This window comes from Kitasatospora phosalacinea (assembly GCF_030268885.1).
GTDB classification, from domain to species: domain Bacteria; phylum Actinomycetota; class Actinomycetes; order Streptomycetales; family Streptomycetaceae; genus Kitasatospora; species Kitasatospora phosalacinea_C.
On record NZ_BSSA01000006.1, the window covers coordinates 185,946 to 204,339 of the forward strand.

The window sequence follows — 18,394 nt, forward strand, 5'->3', positions numbered from 1 at the left end:
TCCGTCCGGAGCGGGTTCCCCGACCGGCCGCGGACCCGGGGGAGTCGTCGACCGGTCGGAGCTGTCCCGGACGGGTGGGGGCCCGGGGGAGCCCGGCACCCGTCCGGAGTCGGTCCGGGCGGACGACGGGTACAGGGGCCCATCGGCCGCCCGGAGGCGGTGCCCGGTCGGACGGGGCCCGGGGGAGCCCGCGGTCCGACCGGAGTGCGGTGTCAGTCCTGGCCGTTCCCCCCGGCGGTCGGACGGTCGGTCCCGGTGCGCCCCGCCTTGCCGGACGAGGGCGTGGCCGAGGGCGGCGCGGACTGGCCCGGGCCGGTCGTGGGCCGCCCGTGGTCGTTCCCGCCCGGCGTCTCCCCGCCGTGCGCGGAGAGCAGCGCGCAGAACCCGGCCACCTTCTCCGGTGCACCGGCCGCCTTCAGCAGCTCGGCCAGCGCCGGGTCGGCGGCCGCGTCCCTGGGCTTGCTGCCGCCCGCGACCCGGCCGGCGAAGCCCTCGCAGAGCTGCTTCAGCGCCGGCAGGTCGGCCGGGCCCGAAGCCTGCCCGGAGGAGGGCCGGGCCGGGCCGCCGGAGCGGCTCGGGCCCGCGGTGGGCCGGTCGGTGCGGTCGGCACCGGGGCTCGTGGACGGGCTGCCCGGCCCCCCGCTCGACGGTGCGGGCGCGGCGCTGGTGGCCGACGGGGCCGGGGCGGAACCGCCCAGCACCTCCGGCAGCCGGCCGGTGGAGGCCGCGACCGCGACGCCGCCCACGGCGGTCACGCCCAGGGCGACGGCCACGGCCTTCGCGCTGAGGGCCCGCGCGAGCGCGCTGTCCGCCATCTTCCGTCGTCTCCGGTGCTGCTGGGGGGTCGGCTGGCGACGAGCCTGCCGGAACGCGGCCAGGGCCCCCTCTTCGCCGGGCAGCGGGCCGTCGCCGGCCGCCTCGCTCGTCGCAGCGGCGGCGAGCAGGGCGGCGAGCTCCGGCCGTCCTGGCGCGGACTGCTGCCCGGCGGAGGGGTCCTGACCGGCCTCCGGGTCGACCGTGACACCGCCGAGCAGTTGCTCGGCGGCGGCGCGATCGATCCGGCGGGATCGGTTGGTGCTCATCTCATGTCCTTCAGCGTCGGCGCCTGCGCCGGTGTCACACCCTGCGCGGAAATTTTTTTCCCGGCCGTCCTCCAGGCCCCCTGGCGGGGCACCCCGGCGGCCGCTCCCCCGCTCTGCTCCAGCACCTTGGCCAGCCGCCTGAGCCCCCGGTGGGCGGCCATCCGGACGCTGCCGGAGCGCTTGCCGAGCACCTTCGCGGCGCTCTCCGCGTCCAGCCCGAGCACCACCCGCAGCAGCACCGCCTCGGCCTGGTCGGGCGGCAGCGAGGCGATCAGCGCGAGCGCGTCGGAGGTGGCGACGGTGGCCATCGCCTGGCCCGCGGTGTCCTCGGCCGCGGCCAGCTCGGCCAGGTACTCCACCGGCAGGTCGGCGACCGGGCGGCGGCGCACCCGGCGCAGGTGGTCCATGGCCCGGTTGCGGGCGACCGTCGCGGCCCAGCCGCGGAACCCGTCCGCGTCGCCGCGGAAGTCCGGCAGGTCGCGGGCGATCTGCAGCCAGGCCTCGGAGGCGATGTCCTCGGCGTCCTCGGCCCGGCCGCCGACCAGCACCCGCAGGTAGCGCAGCAGCCCCGGCTGGACGGCCCGGAACAGGACCCGGAACGCCTCCTCGTCGCCGTCCTGGGCGGCGCGGACGGCCGTCGCGAGGTCGGCCCGCCGGGTGGAGGGCCCGGCAGGGGGCCCGGCGGACGGTCCGGCGGGAGGACCGGCGGACGGGGACGGACCGGCGGGCGGACGGTCCGGTGCCTTCGGAGGGTCGAGCCGGTGCCCGGCGTCCGCCCCGTGGTGTTCAGCTCTGTGCACCCGCCACATCATGCGCCATCCGGGGGACCCCGCCCACCTCCGGGGCGGCGCCCCTCCGGTGACGGGCCGGTGAGGGCCCGGTGCGGACGCGGAACGGTGTGACGGCCCGTCAGCCCCGCCCGCCGGGACAGGACGAGGGGCCCGCGCCGGACCGACCTTCGTCCCGTCCGCTGCTGTCCTTCGCCCGCGGTTCGGGCCCGCTCCCCCGCCCTACCGTGCAGATAAGGGGCAAATCACCCCTTTTCGCCGCTGACCGAGGAGGCCGGAGCCGGCATGCCCACCGCCCAGGAGCTGTACACGACCGGGATCCGCGACCACTTCGCGCCCGCGCTGCGCGCGCTCGGCTTCCAGGGCTGGCGGCACTCCTTCTCGCTGCCGGACCGCGACCGCTGGGCGGTGCTCGGCGTGCAGGCGGTGTCCGGCGACGGACGGGTCCGCTACACCGTCAACCTCTCCGTCACCGACAAGGCCGCCTGGGACCGGCGGAGCATCCGACCGGACGCCAACTCTCCTACTGGGCTCGAGCGTTGGCGCTCCCCGATCGGCGAACTGCTGCCGGTCGGCGGCGAGGTCTGGTGGGAGGTCGCGCCCGGGCCGCGCTGGCTGATCGCCGTGGAGGACTCGGTCGCCGCCGTCCGCGGCTACGCACTGCCCGAACTGCGCCGCCGGCTGCGCACCGGGGAACGCGAGCACTACCTCGGCCAGGCCGAGCTCGACGGCGTCAACGGCGCCCTCGCCGCGGCCGCCGTCGCCCGCATCCAGCGCGCCGAACTCACCGACGGCACCCTGGAGTTGCACGGCGCATGGAGCCGCCACGACCCGGCCGCGCACGCCGTCCTGGCCGGCGCCGCCCGCGGCTTCCTCTCCGCCCGGGACGCCCGGTTCCACGCCGTCCGGGTGCTCGACACCCTCGGCCGGACGCTCTGGGAGTTCCGCCCCGCCGCCGACGGGAACCATCCCGAAGCGGGCTGAGTCCCTGTCAGTGGCGGTGGTGCGCGCGTGCACCACCGGGACGCGAGGAACGGCACGGGACGCACGGAGCGCGTGGGGCGCACGGGGCGTACGGAACACAGCGGGGGGCTGACATGACGGGGACCACGGCGATACCGCACGAGGAACGCCGGATCGACTGGGACGGCTGCCTGAACGTCCGCGACCTCGGCCTGCTCCCCACCCTGGACGGCCGGCGCACCCGCACCGGCGCGCTGGTCCGCGCCGACAACCTCGACCGGCTCACCGCCGAGGGCCAGAACTCCCTGCTCGCGTACGGTGTACGCACCGTCATCGACCTGCGCGACGCCGCCGAGTACCGGCCGCTGCTGCCCGCCCCCGACGGCATCGACCTGGTCCGCGTCCCGCTCGACGCCCTGGCCGGGTCCGACTGGTGGGCCCGCTTCGGCGCCCTGGACGGCACCCCGCTGTCCTTCCGCCCCTACCTCGACCACTGCCGCCCGGCCGTCGCCGAACTGGTCGCCGCCGTCGCCCGGGCCCGTCCCGGCACCGTCGTGGTGCACTGCGGCGCGGGCCGCGACCGCACCGGCCTGGCCGCCCTCGTCCTGCTCGCCCTCGCCGGGGCCACCCCCGCCGCGATCGCCGAGGACTACCTGCTCTCCGCCGAGAACCTCCGCCCGCTCTGGAGCATCCTCGACCGCCCCGAGGAGGAGGCCGGCATCGCCCGCGTCCTCGCCGACGCGGGCACCACCCCCGAGCAGGCCCTGCACGAGGTGGTGGCCGAGTTCGACGCCGAGCAGTGGCTGCCCGCCGAGGACGTCGCCGCCGTCCGGGCCCGCCTGCTCGGCTGAGCGGCCGGCCGAGCGGCCGGATTTAATCGCTCGCCCGCCCGTCCGGCCGCGGACGATACTCCCGGCATGACGGACTTCTCCCTGTTCGACACCCGCGGTTACCCCACCGTCGACGTCCGCACCGGCTACGCCGGGTGGGTCGACAGCTACGAGGACACGGTCCAGGACGCGATGGACGTCGACGTCCTGGCCCGGCTCGCCGTCCCGCGCTGGGCCGAGGCCGGCCTCGCCGTCGACCTCGGCTGCGGCACCGGCCGCACCGGCGCCTGGCTGCGCGCCCGCGGCGTCGGCACCGTCGACGGCATCGACCTCACCCCCGAGATGCTCGCCCGCGCGAAGGCCCGCGGCGCCCACCGCCTCCTCCTGGAGGGCGACCTCACCGCCACCGGCCTCCCCGACGGCGGCTACGACCTGGCCGCCTGCTCCCTCGTCGACGAGCACCTCGCCGACCTCGGCCCGCTCTACCGCGAGGCCCACCGCCTGGTCCGCCCCGGCGGCCTGTTCACCCTGGTCGGCCTCCACCCCGCCTTCATCATGGCCGCGGGCATGCCCACCCACTACGACGGCCCCGACGGCCCGGTCGCCATCACCACCCACGTCCACCTCGTCAGCGACCACGTCACCGCGGGCCTCGCCGCGGGCTGGCAGCTCGCCGAGATGCGGGAGGAGGTCGTCGGCGACCAGTGGACGGCGCTCAAGCCCAAGTGGGAGCGCCACCGCGGCCAACCGGTCTCGGCGGCGTACGTCTGGCGCAAGGCGTAGGGCCCGCTCCCTCCTCCTCCTAGAAGCCGGAGTTCGGCGCCGTCACGATCCGGGTGCGCCCGTCCGCCCGCGCGGCGAGGCCCGCTTCGAGGCGGAGGGCGCGGGCGGGCCCGAGGAGCGCGAGCGCCTCGGGGACGGTGGCCCAGCGGTGGTCGTCGAGCTCGCCCGCCGGGAGGGTGACGGGGGTGTCGGCGGGGAAGGTGCCGAGGTCGAAGAGGAAGTGGCAGGCGGGGTGGTCGAGTTCGCCGCCGGGATTGGTCCAGGCGACGGCCAGGAGGTCCCCCGCCTCGCGGTGCAGGCCGGTCTCCTCGTGGAGTTCGCGGGTCGCGCACTGCCGCGGGTTCTCGCCGAGGTCGACGGTGCCGCCGACGAACTGCCAGGCGTCGCGGTAGCCGGCCTTCACGATCAGGACGCGGCCGTCGGGGTCGGTGATCAGGCAGCCCGCGGCGGCGTACACGCGGTGCAGGGAGGCGAGCCACTCCTCGCGGGAGGCGAACTCGGGGGCGTCGGCCATGGCACTCCTTCGGCGGGGGCGGAGCTTGCGAGCCCACTCTCCCACCCCCGCCGCAGCTCTCCCACCCCCGCCGGGGGTTCAGTGCGCGGAGTGCCGTTCCGCCCCGCGGTGCCGGTGACCCGGCAGCTCGGTGTGGGTGGCGGGCCCGGCGGCGGGGCCCGCCGCCTCCGGCGCCCGGCGACCGCCGTGGCTGAACACCGCGTCGCCGTAGTGCGGGCCGGTGCGGGTGCCGAGGTCGGTGTCGGTGCCCAGCTGCGGGGCGCGGGCCACCGGGGCGGTCACCATGCCGCGCTCCGCGAGCAGTTCCTCGGTGCCCCGGCGGAGCATGGCCGTCCGGTCGGTCGAGCGCTCGGTCATCGCCGATCTCCCTTCGTCGGACCTACATCAGACCGATATTCCCGTTATCCACCGATATATTCCGAGACACCTGAACTCCCTTGCCGGAACGGCCCGGTCGCGGTCCCGGCGGTGTGGGACCATGCCGCGTGGCCACGGTGATACAAGCCGACGAATCCCGGGAGTCCCGGACGCCCCCGCACCGGACCCGGACCCGGCGGGTGGACCGCGTCCGGCACCCCGCCGCGCTGATCCGGACGGTCGCCGGGGCGTGCTGGATCCTGCTGGTGCTGCTGCTGGCCGGGTACGCCCGCTCCTCCGCGCTCGGCCTGGACAGCGACGTGTCCCGCGGCGTCGACCTGCTGCCCTGGCCGCCCGCCAAGCTCACCGCCGCACTGTGCGGCGCCGCGCTGCTCACCGTCCCGCTCGGCTTCGCCGTCGACCGGGTGCTGCGCGGGGGCGGCCGCCGGATCGCCGACGGCGTGCTGGCCGCCGTCCTCGCGTACGGGCTCTCGCTCGGCCTCGACCTGCTCGCGGGCAGCCTCACCGCGCTCACCCACCCGCTGCCCGCCGGCCCCGGCCGCACCGACCCGGTGTACGGGCACCTCGCGCCGGTGCTGGCCTTCATGACCGCCCTCGACACCGCCGGACGGCGCCGCTGGCGCACCGCGCTGGCCGTCACGCTCGCCCTGTCCGCCCTGTCCGGGCTGGTCACCGGCTACGCCACGCCGCTGTCGGTGGTGCTGGCGCTGCTGCTCGGCTGGACGGTCGCGCACGCCGCCCGGTACGCCGTCGGCGAGCCCGTCGGCTCCCCCAGCGAGGAGCAGATCGCCGCCGCCCTGGCCGGCACCGGCGTCCGCCCCGGCGCGGTGCTGGCCCTCGGCCCCAGCCGCTACCTGGTCACCCAGCGCGACGGCCGCCCCGAACTGGACGTCCACCTGCTCGACCGGTACGCGCAGGCCAGCGGACTGCTCGGCCACCTGTGGCTGGCGCTGCGGCTGCGCACCGCGCCCCGCCCGCTCGGCCTGGGCCCGCTGCGCGCCGGGCTGGAGCACCAGACCCTGCTCGGCCACGCCGCGACCGCCGCCGGGGCCCGCACCCGCACCCCCGTCGCGGTGGTCGAACTCGGCCCGGACAGCGCCCTGGTCGCCTACCGGCGGATCGACGCCCGGCCGTTCGGCGAACTCTTCGAGGAACTGCCCGCGAGCCCCGACGGCCCGGACGTCGGCCCCACCGACGCCGAACTACGGGACGCCTGGCAGCAGTTGGCGCTGCTGCAGCGCCGCCGGATCGCCCACCGCTCACTCTCCCCGAGCACCGTGCTGCTGGACGCCGAGGGCCGGGTCCACCTGGTCGGGCTGGCCCGCGGCGAGATCGCCGCGAGCGACCTGCTGCTGCGCCTGGACGTCGCCGGGCTGCTCGCCGTCCTCGCCCTGCACGCCGGGCCGCAGCGGGCGGTGCGCGCCGCGATCGAGGTGCTCGGCCCCGGGCCGGTCGGCGCCGCGCTGCCGCTGCTGCAGCCGATCGCACTGGCCCGCGGCACCCGGGACGCCCTCGCCCGGCACAAGGAGCTGACCGCCGACCTGCGCGCCGAGGTGCAGCGCCGGATGCCGCAGGCCACCGCCGTGCCCGTCCGGCTGGAACGGCTGCGGCCGCGCACCCTGCTCACCGTCCTCGCCTGCGTCGCGGTCGGGTACGCACTGCTGCAGTTCCCCAACCCGGTGGCGGTGATCTCCGGGGCCGACCCGCTGTGGCTGGCCGGCGCGGCGCTCTGGTCCGCGGTCAGCTACCCGGTGGCGACCTTCGCGTTCAGCGGCTTCGTCCCCGAGAAGCTGTCCTTCCGCCCCACCCTGGCCACCCAGGTGGCCGGCTCCTTCGTCAAGGTGGCCGCCCCCGGCGGCGTCGGCGGGCTCGCCCTGAACACCCGCTACCTGCAGTGCGCGGGCATCCCCACCGCGCAGGCGATGTCCAGCATCGGCGTCAGCCAGCTGTTCGGCCTGGTGCTGCACATGCTGCAGCTCGCCGTGTTCAGCGCCCTGGTCGGCGTGGACACCACCGCGGTCGACGGCGAGGGCTCCGCCCTGCCCAGCGGCTGGGTGCTCTGGCTGGCCGGTGCGGTCGCCGCCGTCGTCGCGGTGTCGGTCGCCGCGGTGCCCTCGCTGCGGCGGCGCGCCCAGACCCTGCTGCGGCCGCTGCGCGCCGAGGTGCTGCCCCGGCTGCTCGACCTGGCCCAGCGCCCCGGCCGGCTCGCCACCGGCGTGGCCGGACAGCTCCTGGTGTCGATGTGCTTCGTGGCCTGCCTGTACTGCTGCACCCGCGCGGTCGGCCAGTACCCCGGCTTCGACGCCGTCGCGATGACCTTCCTGGCGGGCAACGGGGCGGGCAACGTGGTGCCGTCCCCCGGCGGCGTGGGCGGGGTGGAGGTGCTGATGTCCACCCTGCTGACCCTGACCAGCGGCCTCGACGACGACAGCGCGCGGGCCTCGGTGATGCTGTTCCGGCTGCTGACTTTCGTCCTGCCGGTGCTGCCGGGCTGGGCCGCCTTCGCCTGGCTCAAGCGCCGCGAGGCGATCTGACCGGCGGAGGCGGCCCGGCCCGGCGGACGGCTACTCGCGGTAGTCCTCGTCCTCCAGGGCGACCTCCCGGACCTGCTCCACCGCGTCGCCCTCGTCCGCGGGATCGCTGCCCCGCTCGCGCTGCTGCCGCAACACCTCCAGGTCGTCCACCTCCGGCTCGACCGCCGCCCGCTCCTCGTCGGCGGCCTCCAGCACGGTCGGGGACTGCTCGTCGTCGTCCTCGGGAAACTCCGGGTTCTCCGCATTGGCACGCATAGCGCCAGTATCCGACCGATCCGGCGCGAACCCGAGCCTTTCCGGCGGCGGGTCTCGCATCCGGCCGTTCCCCGCCGGCTTCAGGCCCCGGCGGAGGCGGGGGCCCGGCGGTTCGCGGCCGGGACGACCAGGGGGGTGCCGGTCTCGGGGTCGGGGATGACCCGGCAGGGCAGCCGGAAGACCTCCTCGACGAGTTCGGCGGTGACCACCTCCCCGGGCGGCCCGGCGGCGACCAGCTTCCCGTCGCGCAGCGCGACCAGGTGGGTGGCGTAGCGGGCGGCCTGGTTGAGGTCGTGCAGGACGGCGACCAGGGTGCGGCCCTGCTCCCGGTGCAGGCGGGCGCACAGGTCGAGGACCTCGACCTGGTGCGCGATGTCCAGGTAGGTGGTGGGCTCGTCGAGCAGCAGCAGCGGGGTCTGCTGGGCCAGCGCCATGGCGATCCAGACCCGCTGGCGCTGGCCGCCGGAGAGCTCGTCCACCGGCCGGTCGGCGAGTTCCGCGACGCCGGTGTCGGCCATCGCCTCGGCGACCACCCGCTCGTCCTCGGTGGACCACTGGCGCAGCACGCCCTGGTGCGGGTAGCGGCCGCGGGAGACCAGTTCGGCGACGGTGATGCCGTCCGGGGCGATCGAGGACTGCGGGAGCAGGCCCAGGGTGCGGGCCACCTGCTTGGCGGGCAGCGTGGCGATCGACCGCCCGTCCAGCAGCACCTGCCCGGCGACCGGCTTGAGGGTGCGGGACAGTGCGCGCAGCAGGGTGGACTTGCCGCAGGCGTTCGGGCCGACCACCACGGTGAAGGAGCGGTCGGGGACGTCGACGGTCAGGCCCTCGGCGATGGTGCGCCTGTCGTAGGCGAGGGTCAGGTCGCGCCCGGCCAGGCGCGGCTCGGTCTGGGCCATCGGGGGCTCCGTTCGGGACGGCGGGACGGACGTGGACGGGTTCTCGGAGGGGCCGGGGGCGTTCTTCCCGGAGGGGCCGGGGGCGTTCACAGGCGCCCGGCCCGGCGCTGGGTGGCGAGCAGCCAGAGCAGGTAGCCGCCGCCGAGGACACCGGTGACCACGCCGACCGGCAACTGGCGTTCGCCGAACAGGTGTTGGGCGGCGAAGTCGGCGGTGACCAGCAGTGCGGCGCCGGTGCACATCGACGCGGCCAGGTTCGGGCCCGGTGAGCGGGTGATCCGGCGGGCCAGCTGGGGGGCGGTCAGGGCCAGGAAGTTGACCGGCCCGGCGGCCGCCGCGGCCAGCGAGGCGAGCAGCACGGCCGCGCCCAGCAGCACCGTCCGCAGCCGCTCGGGGTGCACGCCCAGGCCGCTCGCCGCGTCGTCGCCCAGCTCCAGGGCGCGCAGCGCGGGCCCGCAGGCCAGCAGCACCAGCGGGACGAGCACGGCCAGCGCGAGCGCCAGCGGACGGGCCTGCTCCCAGCCGCGGCCGTCCAGGCTGCCGGTCAGCCAGAGCACCGCGCGGGCGGCGTCCATCAGCTGGGTGCGGGTCAGCAGGTAGCCGTTGACGCCGGTGAGGATCGCGGCCGTCCCGATGCCGACCAGCACCAGCCGGGCGCCCTGCACGCCGCCGCGCCAGGCCAGCGCGTGGATCAGCGCGCCGGTGACCAGCCCGCCCGCGACCGCGCCGCCCGCCAGCGCGGCGCTCGACCCGCCCGCGACCACCACCAGCAGCGCGCCGGTGGCCGCGCCCTGGGTGAAGCCGAGGACGTCCGGGCTGCCCAGCGGGTTGCGCACCAGCGTCTGGAAGAGCGCCCCGGCGAGCGCCAGCGCCGCGCCGACCAGCAGCGCGGTGACGACCCGGGGCAGCCGCAGCTGGTTGACCACGAAGTCCTCGGCCGCGCCGCCGTTGCCCAGCAGCGCCCGCACCACCTCGCCGGGCGCGATCGGGTAGTCGCCGCGCCCGAGCGCCAGCACCGCGACCGCCGCCGCGACCGCCAGCGTCCCCGTGCACACGGCCAGCGCCCGCGGCCGGTACCGCACCGAGAACCGGGCCACCCTCAGGGTCTTCATGCGCGGGCCTTCCCCCGTCGTGCGAAGTACAGGAAGAACGGGCCGCCGAGGACGGCCGTGACGATGCCGACCTGCAACTCGCCGGGACGGCCCAGGACGCGGCCCAGGACGTCCGCGCCGAGCAGCAGGACGGGGGCCAGGACCGCGCAGTACGGCAGCAGCCAGCGCAGGTCGGGGCCGGTGAGGGCGCGGACCAGGTGCGGGACCATCAGGCCGACGAAGACGATCGGGCCGCACGCCGCGGTGGCCGCCCCGCACAGCAGGGTGACGGCGGCGATCGCGGCGGCGCGGACCGCGGCCGGGCGGGCCCCCAGCGCCCGGGCGGCGTCGTCGCCGAGCGCGAGCGCGTTCAGCGGGCGGGCCAGGCCGAGCGCGAGCAGGGCGCCGACCGCGACGAACGGCAGGATGCCGAGCACGGTGGAGGACTGGGCGCCGGCGAGCGAGCCGACCGTCCAGAAGCGCATCCTGTCGAGCGAGGCGGTGTCCAGCAGCATCACGGCGCTGACGTACGAGTACAGGGTCGCGTTGAGCGCGGCCCCGGCCAGGGCGAGCCGGGCGGGGGTGGCGCCGCGGCCGCCGCCGACCGCGTACACCAGGACGGAGACCAGGGCGGCGCCGGCCAGCGCCCACCAGACGTAGCCGGTGAAGGAGGTGACGCCGAGCAGGGCGACGGCGGTGGCGACGGCCGCGGAGGCGCCCGCGTTGATGCCGAGCAGGCCGGGGTCGGCGAGCGGGTTGCGGGTGAGGGCCTGCATGACGCCGCCGGCCAGGCCGAGCGCGGTGCCCGCGAGCAGCCCGAGCAGGGTGCGGGGCAGGCGCATCCGGTGGACGACGGTGTAGCCGGGGGCGTCCGGGTCGAGGAGTCCGTGCCAGACCTCGGCGGGGCCCAACTGCTTGGCGCCGAGGCCGAGGCTGAGCACCAGGACGACGAGCAGCACGAGCAGTCCGGCGGTCAGGCCGAGGGCGCGGGCCGGGCCGCGGCGGGCGGTGGCGGCAGTGACGGCGCCGGGGCCCGGGTCACGGCCGGGGCCCGGGTCACGGCCGGGGCCTGGGCCCGTACCGGTGTCCGGGCCGGGTATCGGGAGGGAGCCGGTGGTGCTCAAGGGTGCTCCGGATCGGTCGGGGGACGGGTCGGCGGGCCCCGGGGGGGCTCTCCGTGCCGCAACTTAGGTTAGGTTAACCTACGTACGCCCGGCGGCCGCCGCCGGGTGCCGCACCCCGGCACTCCCGTCGACGTGCCGCTCCCCCCTGCCCCGAAGCGCCCGAACCGAGGTACCGCCATGTCGCCTTCCCCCCGCCTGACCCGCCGCGGCCTGCTCGCCGCGGGCGGAGCCACCGCCCTCGGCGCGGTGCTCGCCGCCTGCGGCTCCTCCGGCGACAAGGCGTCCGGCGGGTCGGGGTCCGGCTCCGGGGACGCCGCGGCCGGCGGCCCGTGGACCTTCACCGACGACCGTCCGCAGACCGTCACCGCGAAGACCACCCCCACCCGGGTGGTCGCCTTCACCGGCGCCGCCGCCGCGCTCGCCGACTTCGGCCTGGACCGGCAACTGGTCGGCGTCTTCGGCGAGACCAAGGCCGCCGACGGCAAGGCCGACCCGCAGGCCGGCAGCCTCGACGTGAACAGGATCGAGATCATCGGCAACGCCTGGGGCGAGTTCTCGATCGAGAAGTACGCGGCGCTGCGCCCCGAGCTGCTGGTGACCCACATGTACGACCCGGGCGCGTACTGGTACGTGCCGGACGAGTCCAAGGACAAGATCCTGCAGCTGGCCCCGCAGGCCCTGGTCTCCACCGGCCGGGTCACCATCACCCAGCCGATCGAGCACTACGCCAGGCTCGCCGAGTCGCTGGGCGCCGACCTCGGGGCGGCGAAGGTGGTCGACGCCAAGGCCCGCTTCGAGAAGGCCTCCGAGGAGCTGCGGCAGGCCGTCAAGGCGGCGGGCGGCGTCAAGGTGATGGCCTGCTCCGGCAGCGCCGACCTGTTCTACGTCTCCAACCCGAAGATCTCCTGCGACCTGATCTACTTCGCCGAACTGGGCGTCGAGTTCGTCCAGCCGGAGAAGACCGACGGCGGCGACTACTACGAGGGCCTGAGCTGGGAGAACGCCGGCAAGTACCCGGCCGACCTGCTGCTGCTCGACCAGCGCTCCACCGCCCTCCAGCCCAAGGACCTGGCCGCCAAGCCCTCCTGGGGCCAGCTGCCCGCCGTCAAGGCCGGACAGATCACCCCCTGGGACGCGGTGCCGCGCTTCTCGTACGCCGGGTTCGCCCCGCTGGTCGAGCGGCTGACCGCCGCGATCCAGAAGTCCCGCAAGCTGAGCTGAAGGGCCGTCCGATGACCGACCGGGCTCCGGTCCAGGAGTACGACTTCTTCCCCGCCCGGGTGGTGCGCACCCGTCGGCTCGGCCCGACCGTGCTGCGGGTCACCTTCGGCGGCGAGGCGCTGCGCTCGTTCGCGAGCGGCGGGCGCGACCAGTCCTTCTCGCTGTTCCTGCCGCAGCCCGGCCAGGACGAGCCGAACCTCCCGTACCGGGAGGGCGAGGGCTGGTTCGCCGCCTGGCGGGCGATCCCGGCGGACGAGCGGGCCGTGATGCGCTCCTACACGATCCGCGCGCAGCGGGGCGGTGACGGTCAACCGCCGGAGGTCGACGTCGACTTCGCGCTGCACGGGGTCGGGACGGGCGGTTCCGGCACCGGCACCGGCACCGGCGGTGCGAGCGTCGGCACCGCCTCGGACGGCCGCCCGCCCGCCGGGCCGGCCTCCGGACCGGTCACCGGACCGCCCGCCGGACCGGCCGCCGCCTGGGCCGCCGCGGCGGTGCCCGGCGCGCGGGTGGTGCTGCTCGGCCCGACCGTCGCCGACAACCGCTCGGTGTCCTTCCGGCCGCCCGCGGACGCCGACTTCGTGCTGCTGCTGGCCGACGAGACGGCGCTGCCCGCGGTCGGCGGCATCCTGGAGTGGCTGCCGACCGGCACCCGCGCACTGGTCTGGATCGAGGTGCCGCACGCCGCCGACATCCAGGACCTGCCCGCCCCCGACGGCGTCGAGCTCACCTGGCTGGTCCGCGCCCCCGGCGCCCCCTCCGGCCTGCTGCCCGCCCTGCGGGCGGCCGAACTGCCCGACGGCGCCCCGTACGCGTGGATCGCCGGGGAGTCCGGCACCGTCAAGGAACTGCGTCGGCACCTGGTGCGCGAGCGCGGCGTCGACCGGCGGGCGGTGACCTTCTCCGGCTACTGGCGGCGCGGCGCGTCCGAGGACCGGCTGCGCGAGGAGGCGTACGCCGAGCCGTCCTGACTCCCGCTCCGCCGCGAAGGCCCGCCCGGGTTCCCGTTCCCGGGCGGGCCTTCGCCGTGCGGCGACCGGCGAGCGTCGACCGGCGTACGGCGACCGGCGTACGGCGACGCCGTGCGGTGACACGGGGCCATCCGAAGCCATCCGGGGCCACCGGGGGCCATGTGACGACACCGAGCCTTAATGACCCATCATCGCTTCTGCAAGTTATGTGCAATAAGGTGTCACTCGCAACTGACCCTCCGTCGAACGAGAAGGGCTGCTCCGCCATGGGTGCCTACACGCTGCCTGACCTGCCGTACGACTACTCCGCCCTGGAGCGGGCGATGTCCGCTGAGATCCTCGAACTGCACCACTCCAAGCACCACTTGGCGTACGTCAACGGCGCCAACTCGACCCTCGACCAGCTCGCCGAGGCCCGCGACAAGGAGCAGTTCGGCGCCTTGGTCGGCCTGCAGAAGACCCTGGCCTTCCACCTCTCCGGCCACGTCCTGCACTCGCTGTTCTGGGAGAACCTCTCCCCCGACGGCGGCGACCGCCCCGACGGCGCCCTCGCCGACGCCATCACCGAGCACTTCGGCAGCTTCGACGCCTTCCGGCAGCAGCTCACCGCCGCCACCGTCGGCGTCCAGGGCTCCGGCTGGGGCATCCTCTCCTGGGAGCCGCTCGGCAAGCGCCTGATCGTCGAGCAGGTCTACGACCACCACGGCAACGTCGGCCAGGGCAGCGTCCCGCTGCTCGCCTTCGACGCCTGGGAGCACGCCTACTACCTGCAGTACCGCAACGTCCGCCCCGACTACGTCACCCGCCTCTGGGACGTCGTCAACTGGCAGGACGTCAGCGCCCGTTACGCCGCCACCCAGGGCTGACGGGCCCGGCGGTCTCCGGCCCCGGGTGGGGCGTCACGCCGAGCCACGCCGGGGGCCGCCGGGGGCCGCCGGGGGCCGCCCCACCCGAGGGCTCAGCGGAAGGCCGACAGCGCCCCCGCCGCCCAGTCGGCGAACGTCCGCGCCGGACGGCCCAGCACCCGCTCGACGTCCGGCCGGACCGCGGACTCCTCGGGCAGCGGCGCGCCCAGCACCTCCAGCGTGCCGTCGGCGACCTGCGGCGGCATGAACCGCACCAGGTGGGCGTACGCCTGCTCGCGGCTCTGCTCCACGAACTCGACCTTCTCACCGAGGAGTTCGCCCAACAGCTCGGCCTGGCGGCGCGGGGTGACGGCCTCCGGGCCGGTCAGCGCGTACACCCGGCCCACGTGCTCGTCCGCGGCGTCCCCGTCCCCTTCCCCGGAGCGCAGTGCCGCCGCCGCGACGGCCGCCACGTCCGCCGGGTCCAGCACCGGCATCGCGACCCCGCCGAACGGTGCGAACACCGTACGCCGGGCGCGCACCGACTCCGCCCAGGCGAAGGTGTTGGACGCGAACGGGCCCGGCCGCAGCACCGTCCACGGCAGGCCGCTACCGCGCACCGCCGCCTCGAACTCGCCCATCCGTCCGTGCCAGCGCTCCGCGGGCCGGGTCGCGGTGATCAGCGAGGAGAGCAGCACCACCCGGCGCACCCCCGCCGCCGCGACCACCTCCAGCAGCTCCGCGGCCGGCGCCCCCGGCGCGTTCAACTCCGGCGCCAGCATGAGGAACAGGGCCCGCGCACCCGCCAGCGCCGACCGCAGCCCGGCGAAATCCGCCAGGTCCGCCCGGACCGGGCGCACCCCGTCCGGCAGTTCCTCGGCCGTCACGCTCCGGGAGAGCGCGACCACCTGCTCCCCCGCCGCCGCCAACTCCGCGACCAGCGGCCGACCGACGTTCCCGGTCGCCCCCACCACCACGATCATCTGCCAACAACTCCCTTTTATTTCATGCCAGTTGAGGCAACACCCGCACCGTCCGGGCGTTCGCCACCGCGAAGCTAGCACCCCGAGGACACTAGGTACCCAGACGAAAGCCGCTACCCGAGGAGCCCCCGTGCCGCCCCGCCCCTGCCCCGTCGCCGCCGCCGTCGACCTCGTCCACAGCCGCTGGACCACCCCCGTCCTGTGGAACCTCGACCACCGCGGCCCGCTCCGCTTCAGCCAACTGCAGCGCCACATCGGCGACATCAGCCCCAAGACGCTCACCGAACGCCTGCGCCACCTCGAACGCCACGGCCTGGTCACCCGCACGTACCACCCCGAGATCCCGCCCCGGGTCGAGTACGCGATCACCCCGCTCGGCCGCAGCCTCGCCCCGCTCTTCACCGCCCTCACCGCCTGGCAGGACCGGCACCTGCCCGCCGTCGAAGCCGCCCGCCGCGCCTACGACGCCGCCGACTGAGACCTCGACCGCCGCCCCTGCCGCAGCACTCGCCCCGCGAGCACCGCTCCGCACAGGAAGGCACCCGCCGCGACCAGTGCCGAGGCGTGCAGCCCACGCACCGGGCCCAGGCCGCCCGTCAGGGTGCCGAACAGCGCCACGCCGAGCGAACTGCCCACCTGACGCGAGACGTTGAACACCGCCGAAGCCGTCCCCGCCACGGCCGACGGGGCCGCCTCCAACACCGCGACGGTGGCCGCGACCACGGTCACCGGCGTCGCCAGGCCGGTCGCCGCCAGCGCGAACAGCAGCACCGGGTAGGGCGTCTCCGGCCCCGCCACCAGCCAGCCCAGGAACCCGGCCGCCCCCAGCCCCAGCGCCCCCGCCATCGGCGGGTAGGGGCCGTACCGGGCCGCCAGCCGACTCGACAGCGGGGCCGCGAGCAGGCCCATCCCCACCGAGGGCAGCAGCGCCAGCCCGGCACCCAACGACCCGTATCCGCGCACCAGTTGGAAGTGCAGCGTCAGTACGTACAGCATCCCGTAGTAACCCAGACTGAGCAGCAGACCGACGACGTCCACCGCGGCGAGCCGCCCGTCCCGCAGCAGCGCGGGCGGCAGCAGCGGCGCCCGGCCGCCCCGACCCGCCGCCGAGCGCCGCTCCAACCACCACTCCACCCGGACGAACCCGGCCAGTGCCACCGCCCCCACCCCGAAGGCCGCCAGCACCCACGGCGAGCCCCAGCCCCGCGCGCCCGCCTCGTTCACTCCGCCGACCAGGGCCACCAGCCCGGCCACACCCAGCAGTTGGCCCGCCGGGTCACCCCGCCGCCCCGACCGGCCCGGCCGTCCTGCCACCGACGGGCGGACGTACCGGCAGGTCAGCACCGCTCCCAGCACTGCGACCGGCAGGTTCACCCAGAACACCCACCGCCAGCCCAGCCCGGCGACCAGGAGCCCGCCCACCGCGGGCCCGGCCCCGAACGCCACCGCCGAGACCAGCCCCCACACCCCCACCGCCCGAGCCCGCAACGCTCCGTCCGGATACGCCGCCCGCAGCAGCGCGAACGACGCCGGCACCAGCAGCGCCGCCCCCGCCCCCTGCCCGAACCGGGCCCCCACCAGCACCGCCCCCGACGGAGCCGCCGCGCACCCCGCCGACGCCACCGCGAACGACCCCAGCCCCGCCAGGTACAGCCTCCGGTGCCCGAACCGGTCACCGAGCCCCCCACCGAGCAACAGCAGCCCCGCGAACACCGTGCTGTACCCGTCCACCACCCACTGCAGCCCTGCCGCCCCCACCCCCAACGAGGCCCGCACCCCCGGCCCCGCCACGTTCACCACCGTCACGTCGAGCATCACCAGGAAGTGCCCCAGGCTCAACGCGACCAGCGGCGGCAGCACGAGCCGCTCCACCGGCGGCCTGACGGGGGACGCGAGCACCTGCGGTACGGAAGTCATGACGGCAGTCTCGGGCCGGAACACTTCGCTGCCCGGCGAACTGTGCTCGCCTCCGGAGAAGCGGCGGCCCGCCAGCACACTTCGCGGTCCAACGAACCGTGCCCGCCGCGAGCAGGACTGCGATTCCGCCCGCCACACTTCGCTGTCCAGCGAACCGTGCCCGCTCCGAGAAGAGCGGCAATCCCCGACACGGAACACTTCGCCGTCCAACGAACCGTGCCCGCCCTAAGCTGACCTTGTGCCAGCCTCCCTCAGCCCTGCCACCCCCGACGACGCCATCCCCAACGCCGCCACCCCCGCTCCCCCCGTCCCCGCCTCCTCCCGCTTCGGCCCGCCCGTCCGCCCGGTTCCCGCCCAGGCCGCCGGCCAGCCCGACGTCGCCCGGGCCGCCGCGCTGCTCGCCGACCCGTCCCGGGCCCGGATCCTGAAGGCGCTCAGCGACGGCCGTGCCCTGACCGGTGCCGTCCTCGCCGCCGAAGCGGGCATCGGCGCACCCACCGCCAGCGCCCACCTGACCCGGCTGCTCGACGCCGGACTGGTCACCGTCCGCAGCAGCGGCCGCAACCGCTTCTACCGGCTGTCCGGACCCGAGGTCGGCCACGCCCTGGAGGCCCTCGCCCTGATCGCGCCCCCGCTGCCGATCACCTCACTGCGCGAGAGCAGGACCACCAGTGCGCTGCGTCGCTCCCGCACCTGCTACGACCACCTCGCGGGCCGGCTCGGCGTCGCCCTGATGGGCACCCTGCTCGACCGCGGCCTGCTGACCGGCCACGACGGCACCCACCGCCCCGCCACCGCCGTCCGCGACCGCTCCTCCGGCTACGGCCACGACCACCACTACCGGCTCACCCCGTCCGGCCGGGCCGCCCTGCACCAGCTCGGCATCGACCTCGACGCCCTCCCGCCGCGTCGCCCGCTGGTCCGCTACTGCGTCGACTGGAGCGAGCAGCAGCACCACTTGGCCGGCGCCGCCGGAGCCGCTCTCACCGCCCGCCTGCTCACCCTCCGCTGGCTCCGGCACGGCACCAGCCCCCGCGTCGTCCACCTCACCCCGTCCGGCACCACCGGCCTCGCCGACTGGATCGGCCTCCACCCACCGGACTGAACCCGCCGGACTGAACCCACCGAACCGGACCCGCCGGACCGGACCCTCCGAACAAACGGATCGGGCCCACCGGACCCGCCGCGGCAAGGCCGGTGAGGTGCTCTAGCGTGG

At 76.1% G+C, this 18,394-nt stretch carries 19 protein-coding genes; 9 read left to right on the forward strand and 10 right to left on the reverse strand.

What is annotated here, in order from left to right; translation table 11 throughout:
• Positions 1 to 212 precede the first annotated feature (212 nt).
• Both QSK52_RS11725 and QSK52_RS11730 read right to left on the reverse strand, forming a co-directional pair.
• A complete protein-coding gene (locus QSK52_RS11725) occupies positions 213 to 1,082 on the reverse strand; it encodes a hypothetical protein (RefSeq protein ID WP_285735910.1) in 870 nt (289 codons plus the stop codon).
• Complete coding sequence (locus QSK52_RS11730) at positions 1,079 to 1,891, reverse strand: RNA polymerase sigma factor (RefSeq protein ID WP_285736035.1); 813 nt, start codon at positions 1,889 to 1,891, stop codon at positions 1,079 to 1,081. The genes QSK52_RS11725 and QSK52_RS11730 overlap by 4 nt, the downstream gene beginning before the upstream one ends.
• 264 nt (positions 1,892 to 2,155) lie before the next feature.
• Between QSK52_RS11730 and QSK52_RS11735 the strand changes: the two genes are divergently transcribed.
• From QSK52_RS11735 to QSK52_RS11745, 3 genes are all read left to right on the forward strand, one after another.
• Positions 2,156 to 2,854: a DUF4304 domain-containing protein gene (locus QSK52_RS11735; protein WP_285735911.1), complete on the forward strand. Its 699-nt coding sequence runs from the start codon at positions 2,156 to 2,158 to the stop codon at positions 2,852 to 2,854.
• Positions 2,855 to 2,967: 113 nt separating this feature from the next.
• On the forward strand, positions 2,968 to 3,684 hold the full coding sequence (locus tag QSK52_RS11740) for a tyrosine-protein phosphatase (RefSeq protein ID WP_285735912.1): 717 nt from the start codon (positions 2,968 to 2,970) through the stop codon (positions 3,682 to 3,684).
• A gap of 66 nt (positions 3,685 to 3,750) precedes the next feature.
• The gene (locus tag QSK52_RS11745) at positions 3,751 to 4,446 is read left to right on the forward strand and encodes a class I SAM-dependent DNA methyltransferase (RefSeq protein ID WP_285735913.1); all 696 of its coding nucleotides are present in this window, start codon (positions 3,751 to 3,753) and stop codon (positions 4,444 to 4,446) included.
• Positions 4,447 to 4,465: 19 nt separating this feature from the next.
• On the opposite strand, the gene QSK52_RS11750 is transcribed toward QSK52_RS11745, so the two are convergent.
• Complete coding sequence (locus tag QSK52_RS11750; protein ID WP_285735914.1) at positions 4,466 to 4,960, reverse strand: NUDIX domain-containing protein; 495 nt, start codon at positions 4,958 to 4,960, stop codon at positions 4,466 to 4,468.
• 78 nt (positions 4,961 to 5,038) lie between these two features.
• Complete coding sequence (locus QSK52_RS11755; RefSeq protein WP_285735915.1) at positions 5,039 to 5,317, reverse strand: hypothetical protein; 279 nt, start codon at positions 5,315 to 5,317, stop codon at positions 5,039 to 5,041.
• Between the two features lie 200 nt (positions 5,318 to 5,517).
• Between QSK52_RS11755 and QSK52_RS11760 the strand changes: the two genes are divergently transcribed.
• On the forward strand, positions 5,518 to 7,872 hold the full coding sequence (locus tag QSK52_RS11760; RefSeq protein WP_285735916.1) for a lysylphosphatidylglycerol synthase transmembrane domain-containing protein: 2,355 nt from the start codon (positions 5,518 to 5,520) through the stop codon (positions 7,870 to 7,872).
• 30 nt (positions 7,873 to 7,902) lie between these two features.
• Here the strand turns inward: QSK52_RS11760 and QSK52_RS11765 are convergent, their stop codons facing one another.
• The 4 genes from QSK52_RS11765 to QSK52_RS11780 all read right to left on the reverse strand — a co-directional run bounded on the left by QSK52_RS11765 (position 7,903) and on the right by QSK52_RS11780 (position 11,094).
• Complete coding sequence (locus QSK52_RS11765) at positions 7,903 to 8,127, reverse strand: hypothetical protein (RefSeq protein ID WP_285735917.1); 225 nt, start codon at positions 8,125 to 8,127, stop codon at positions 7,903 to 7,905.
• A gap of 80 nt (positions 8,128 to 8,207) precedes the next feature.
• Positions 8,208 to 9,026: an ABC transporter ATP-binding protein gene (locus QSK52_RS11770; RefSeq protein ID WP_285735918.1), complete on the reverse strand. Its 819-nt coding sequence runs from the start codon at positions 9,024 to 9,026 to the stop codon at positions 8,208 to 8,210.
• 86 nt (positions 9,027 to 9,112) lie between these two features.
• Positions 9,113 to 10,138: a FecCD family ABC transporter permease gene (locus QSK52_RS11775; RefSeq protein ID WP_285735919.1), complete on the reverse strand. Its 1,026-nt coding sequence runs from the start codon at positions 10,136 to 10,138 to the stop codon at positions 9,113 to 9,115.
• Positions 10,135 to 11,094: a FecCD family ABC transporter permease gene (locus tag QSK52_RS11780; RefSeq protein WP_285736036.1), complete on the reverse strand. Its 960-nt coding sequence runs from the start codon at positions 11,092 to 11,094 to the stop codon at positions 10,135 to 10,137. Before QSK52_RS11780 ends, QSK52_RS11775 begins: the two co-directional genes overlap by 4 nt.
• Positions 11,095 to 11,418: 324 nt before the next feature.
• Here QSK52_RS11780 and QSK52_RS11785 point away from each other — a divergent pair, with 324 nt between their 5' ends.
• The 3 genes from QSK52_RS11785 to QSK52_RS11795 all read left to right on the forward strand — a co-directional run bounded on the left by QSK52_RS11785 (position 11,419) and on the right by QSK52_RS11795 (position 14,299).
• Positions 11,419 to 12,462: an ABC transporter substrate-binding protein gene (locus QSK52_RS11785; RefSeq protein WP_285735920.1), complete on the forward strand. Its 1,044-nt coding sequence runs from the start codon at positions 11,419 to 11,421 to the stop codon at positions 12,460 to 12,462.
• Between the two features lie 11 nt (positions 12,463 to 12,473).
• Positions 12,474 to 13,433, forward strand: a complete 960-nt coding sequence (locus tag QSK52_RS11790; protein WP_285735921.1) for a siderophore-interacting protein — start codon at positions 12,474 to 12,476, stop codon at positions 13,431 to 13,433.
• A gap of 266 nt (positions 13,434 to 13,699) precedes the next feature.
• Positions 13,700 to 14,299: a superoxide dismutase gene (locus tag QSK52_RS11795; RefSeq protein WP_285735922.1), complete on the forward strand. Its 600-nt coding sequence runs from the start codon at positions 13,700 to 13,702 to the stop codon at positions 14,297 to 14,299.
• A gap of 92 nt (positions 14,300 to 14,391) precedes the next feature.
• Here QSK52_RS11795 and QSK52_RS11800 read toward each other — a convergent pair whose 3' ends face one another.
• Positions 14,392 to 15,261 carry an NAD(P)H-binding protein gene (locus QSK52_RS11800; RefSeq protein WP_285735923.1) on the reverse strand — a complete coding sequence of 290 codons (870 nt, stop codon included), beginning with the start codon at positions 15,259 to 15,261 and terminating at the stop codon, positions 14,392 to 14,394.
• A 130-nt stretch (positions 15,262 to 15,391) separates the two neighbouring features.
• Here QSK52_RS11800 and QSK52_RS11805 point away from each other — a divergent pair, with 130 nt between their 5' ends.
• On the forward strand, positions 15,392 to 15,739 hold the full coding sequence (locus QSK52_RS11805; RefSeq protein ID WP_285735924.1) for a winged helix-turn-helix transcriptional regulator: 348 nt from the start codon (positions 15,392 to 15,394) through the stop codon (positions 15,737 to 15,739).
• On the opposite strand, the gene QSK52_RS11810 is transcribed toward QSK52_RS11805, so the two are convergent.
• Complete coding sequence (locus QSK52_RS11810) at positions 15,721 to 17,178, reverse strand: MFS transporter (RefSeq protein WP_285735925.1); 1,458 nt, start codon at positions 17,176 to 17,178, stop codon at positions 15,721 to 15,723. The two genes, QSK52_RS11805 and QSK52_RS11810, sit on opposite strands and share 19 nt — an antisense overlap.
• A gap of 238 nt (positions 17,179 to 17,416) precedes the next feature.
• On the opposite strand from QSK52_RS11810, the gene QSK52_RS11815 reads away from it, so the two are divergent.
• Positions 17,417 to 18,283, forward strand: a complete 867-nt coding sequence (locus tag QSK52_RS11815; protein ID WP_285735926.1) for an ArsR/SmtB family transcription factor — start codon at positions 17,417 to 17,419, stop codon at positions 18,281 to 18,283.
• The last annotated feature ends 111 nt before the right edge of the window (positions 18,284 to 18,394 follow it).

Coding starts and splice junctions, on each gene's coding strand:
- QSK52_RS11795 (WP_285735922.1), top strand. CDS start 13,700: ATGGGTGCCTACACGCTGCCTGACCTGCCGTACGACTACTCCGCCCTG.
- QSK52_RS11790 (WP_285735921.1), top strand. CDS start 12,474: ATGACCGACCGGGCTCCGGTCCAGGAGTACGACTTCTTCCCCGCCCGG.
- QSK52_RS11770 (WP_285735918.1), bottom strand. CDS start 9,026: ATGGCCCAGACCGAGCCGCGCCTGGCCGGGCGCGACCTGACCCTCGCC.
- QSK52_RS11740 (WP_285735912.1), top strand. CDS start 2,968: ATGACGGGGACCACGGCGATACCGCACGAGGAACGCCGGATCGACTGG.
- QSK52_RS11800 (WP_285735923.1), bottom strand. CDS start 15,261: ATGATCGTGGTGGTGGGGGCGACCGGGAACGTCGGTCGGCCGCTGGTC.
- QSK52_RS11730 (WP_285736035.1), bottom strand. CDS start 1,891: ATGTGGCGGGTGCACAGAGCTGAACACCACGGGGCGGACGCCGGGCAC.
- QSK52_RS11745 (WP_285735913.1), top strand. CDS start 3,751: ATGACGGACTTCTCCCTGTTCGACACCCGCGGTTACCCCACCGTCGAC.
- QSK52_RS11750 (WP_285735914.1), bottom strand. CDS start 4,960: ATGGCCGACGCCCCCGAGTTCGCCTCCCGCGAGGAGTGGCTCGCCTCC.
- QSK52_RS11725 (WP_285735910.1), bottom strand. CDS start 1,082: ATGAGCACCAACCGATCCCGCCGGATCGATCGCGCCGCCGCCGAGCAA.
- QSK52_RS11785 (WP_285735920.1), top strand. CDS start 11,419: ATGTCGCCTTCCCCCCGCCTGACCCGCCGCGGCCTGCTCGCCGCGGGC.
- QSK52_RS11755 (WP_285735915.1), bottom strand. CDS start 5,317: ATGACCGAGCGCTCGACCGACCGGACGGCCATGCTCCGCCGGGGCACC.
- QSK52_RS11810 (WP_285735925.1), bottom strand. CDS start 17,178: ATGACTTCCGTACCGCAGGTGCTCGCGTCCCCCGTCAGGCCGCCGGTG.
- QSK52_RS11765 (WP_285735917.1), bottom strand. CDS start 8,127: ATGCGTGCCAATGCGGAGAACCCGGAGTTTCCCGAGGACGACGACGAG.
- QSK52_RS11735 (WP_285735911.1), top strand. CDS start 2,156: ATGCCCACCGCCCAGGAGCTGTACACGACCGGGATCCGCGACCACTTC.
- QSK52_RS11775 (WP_285735919.1), bottom strand. CDS start 10,138: ATGAAGACCCTGAGGGTGGCCCGGTTCTCGGTGCGGTACCGGCCGCGG.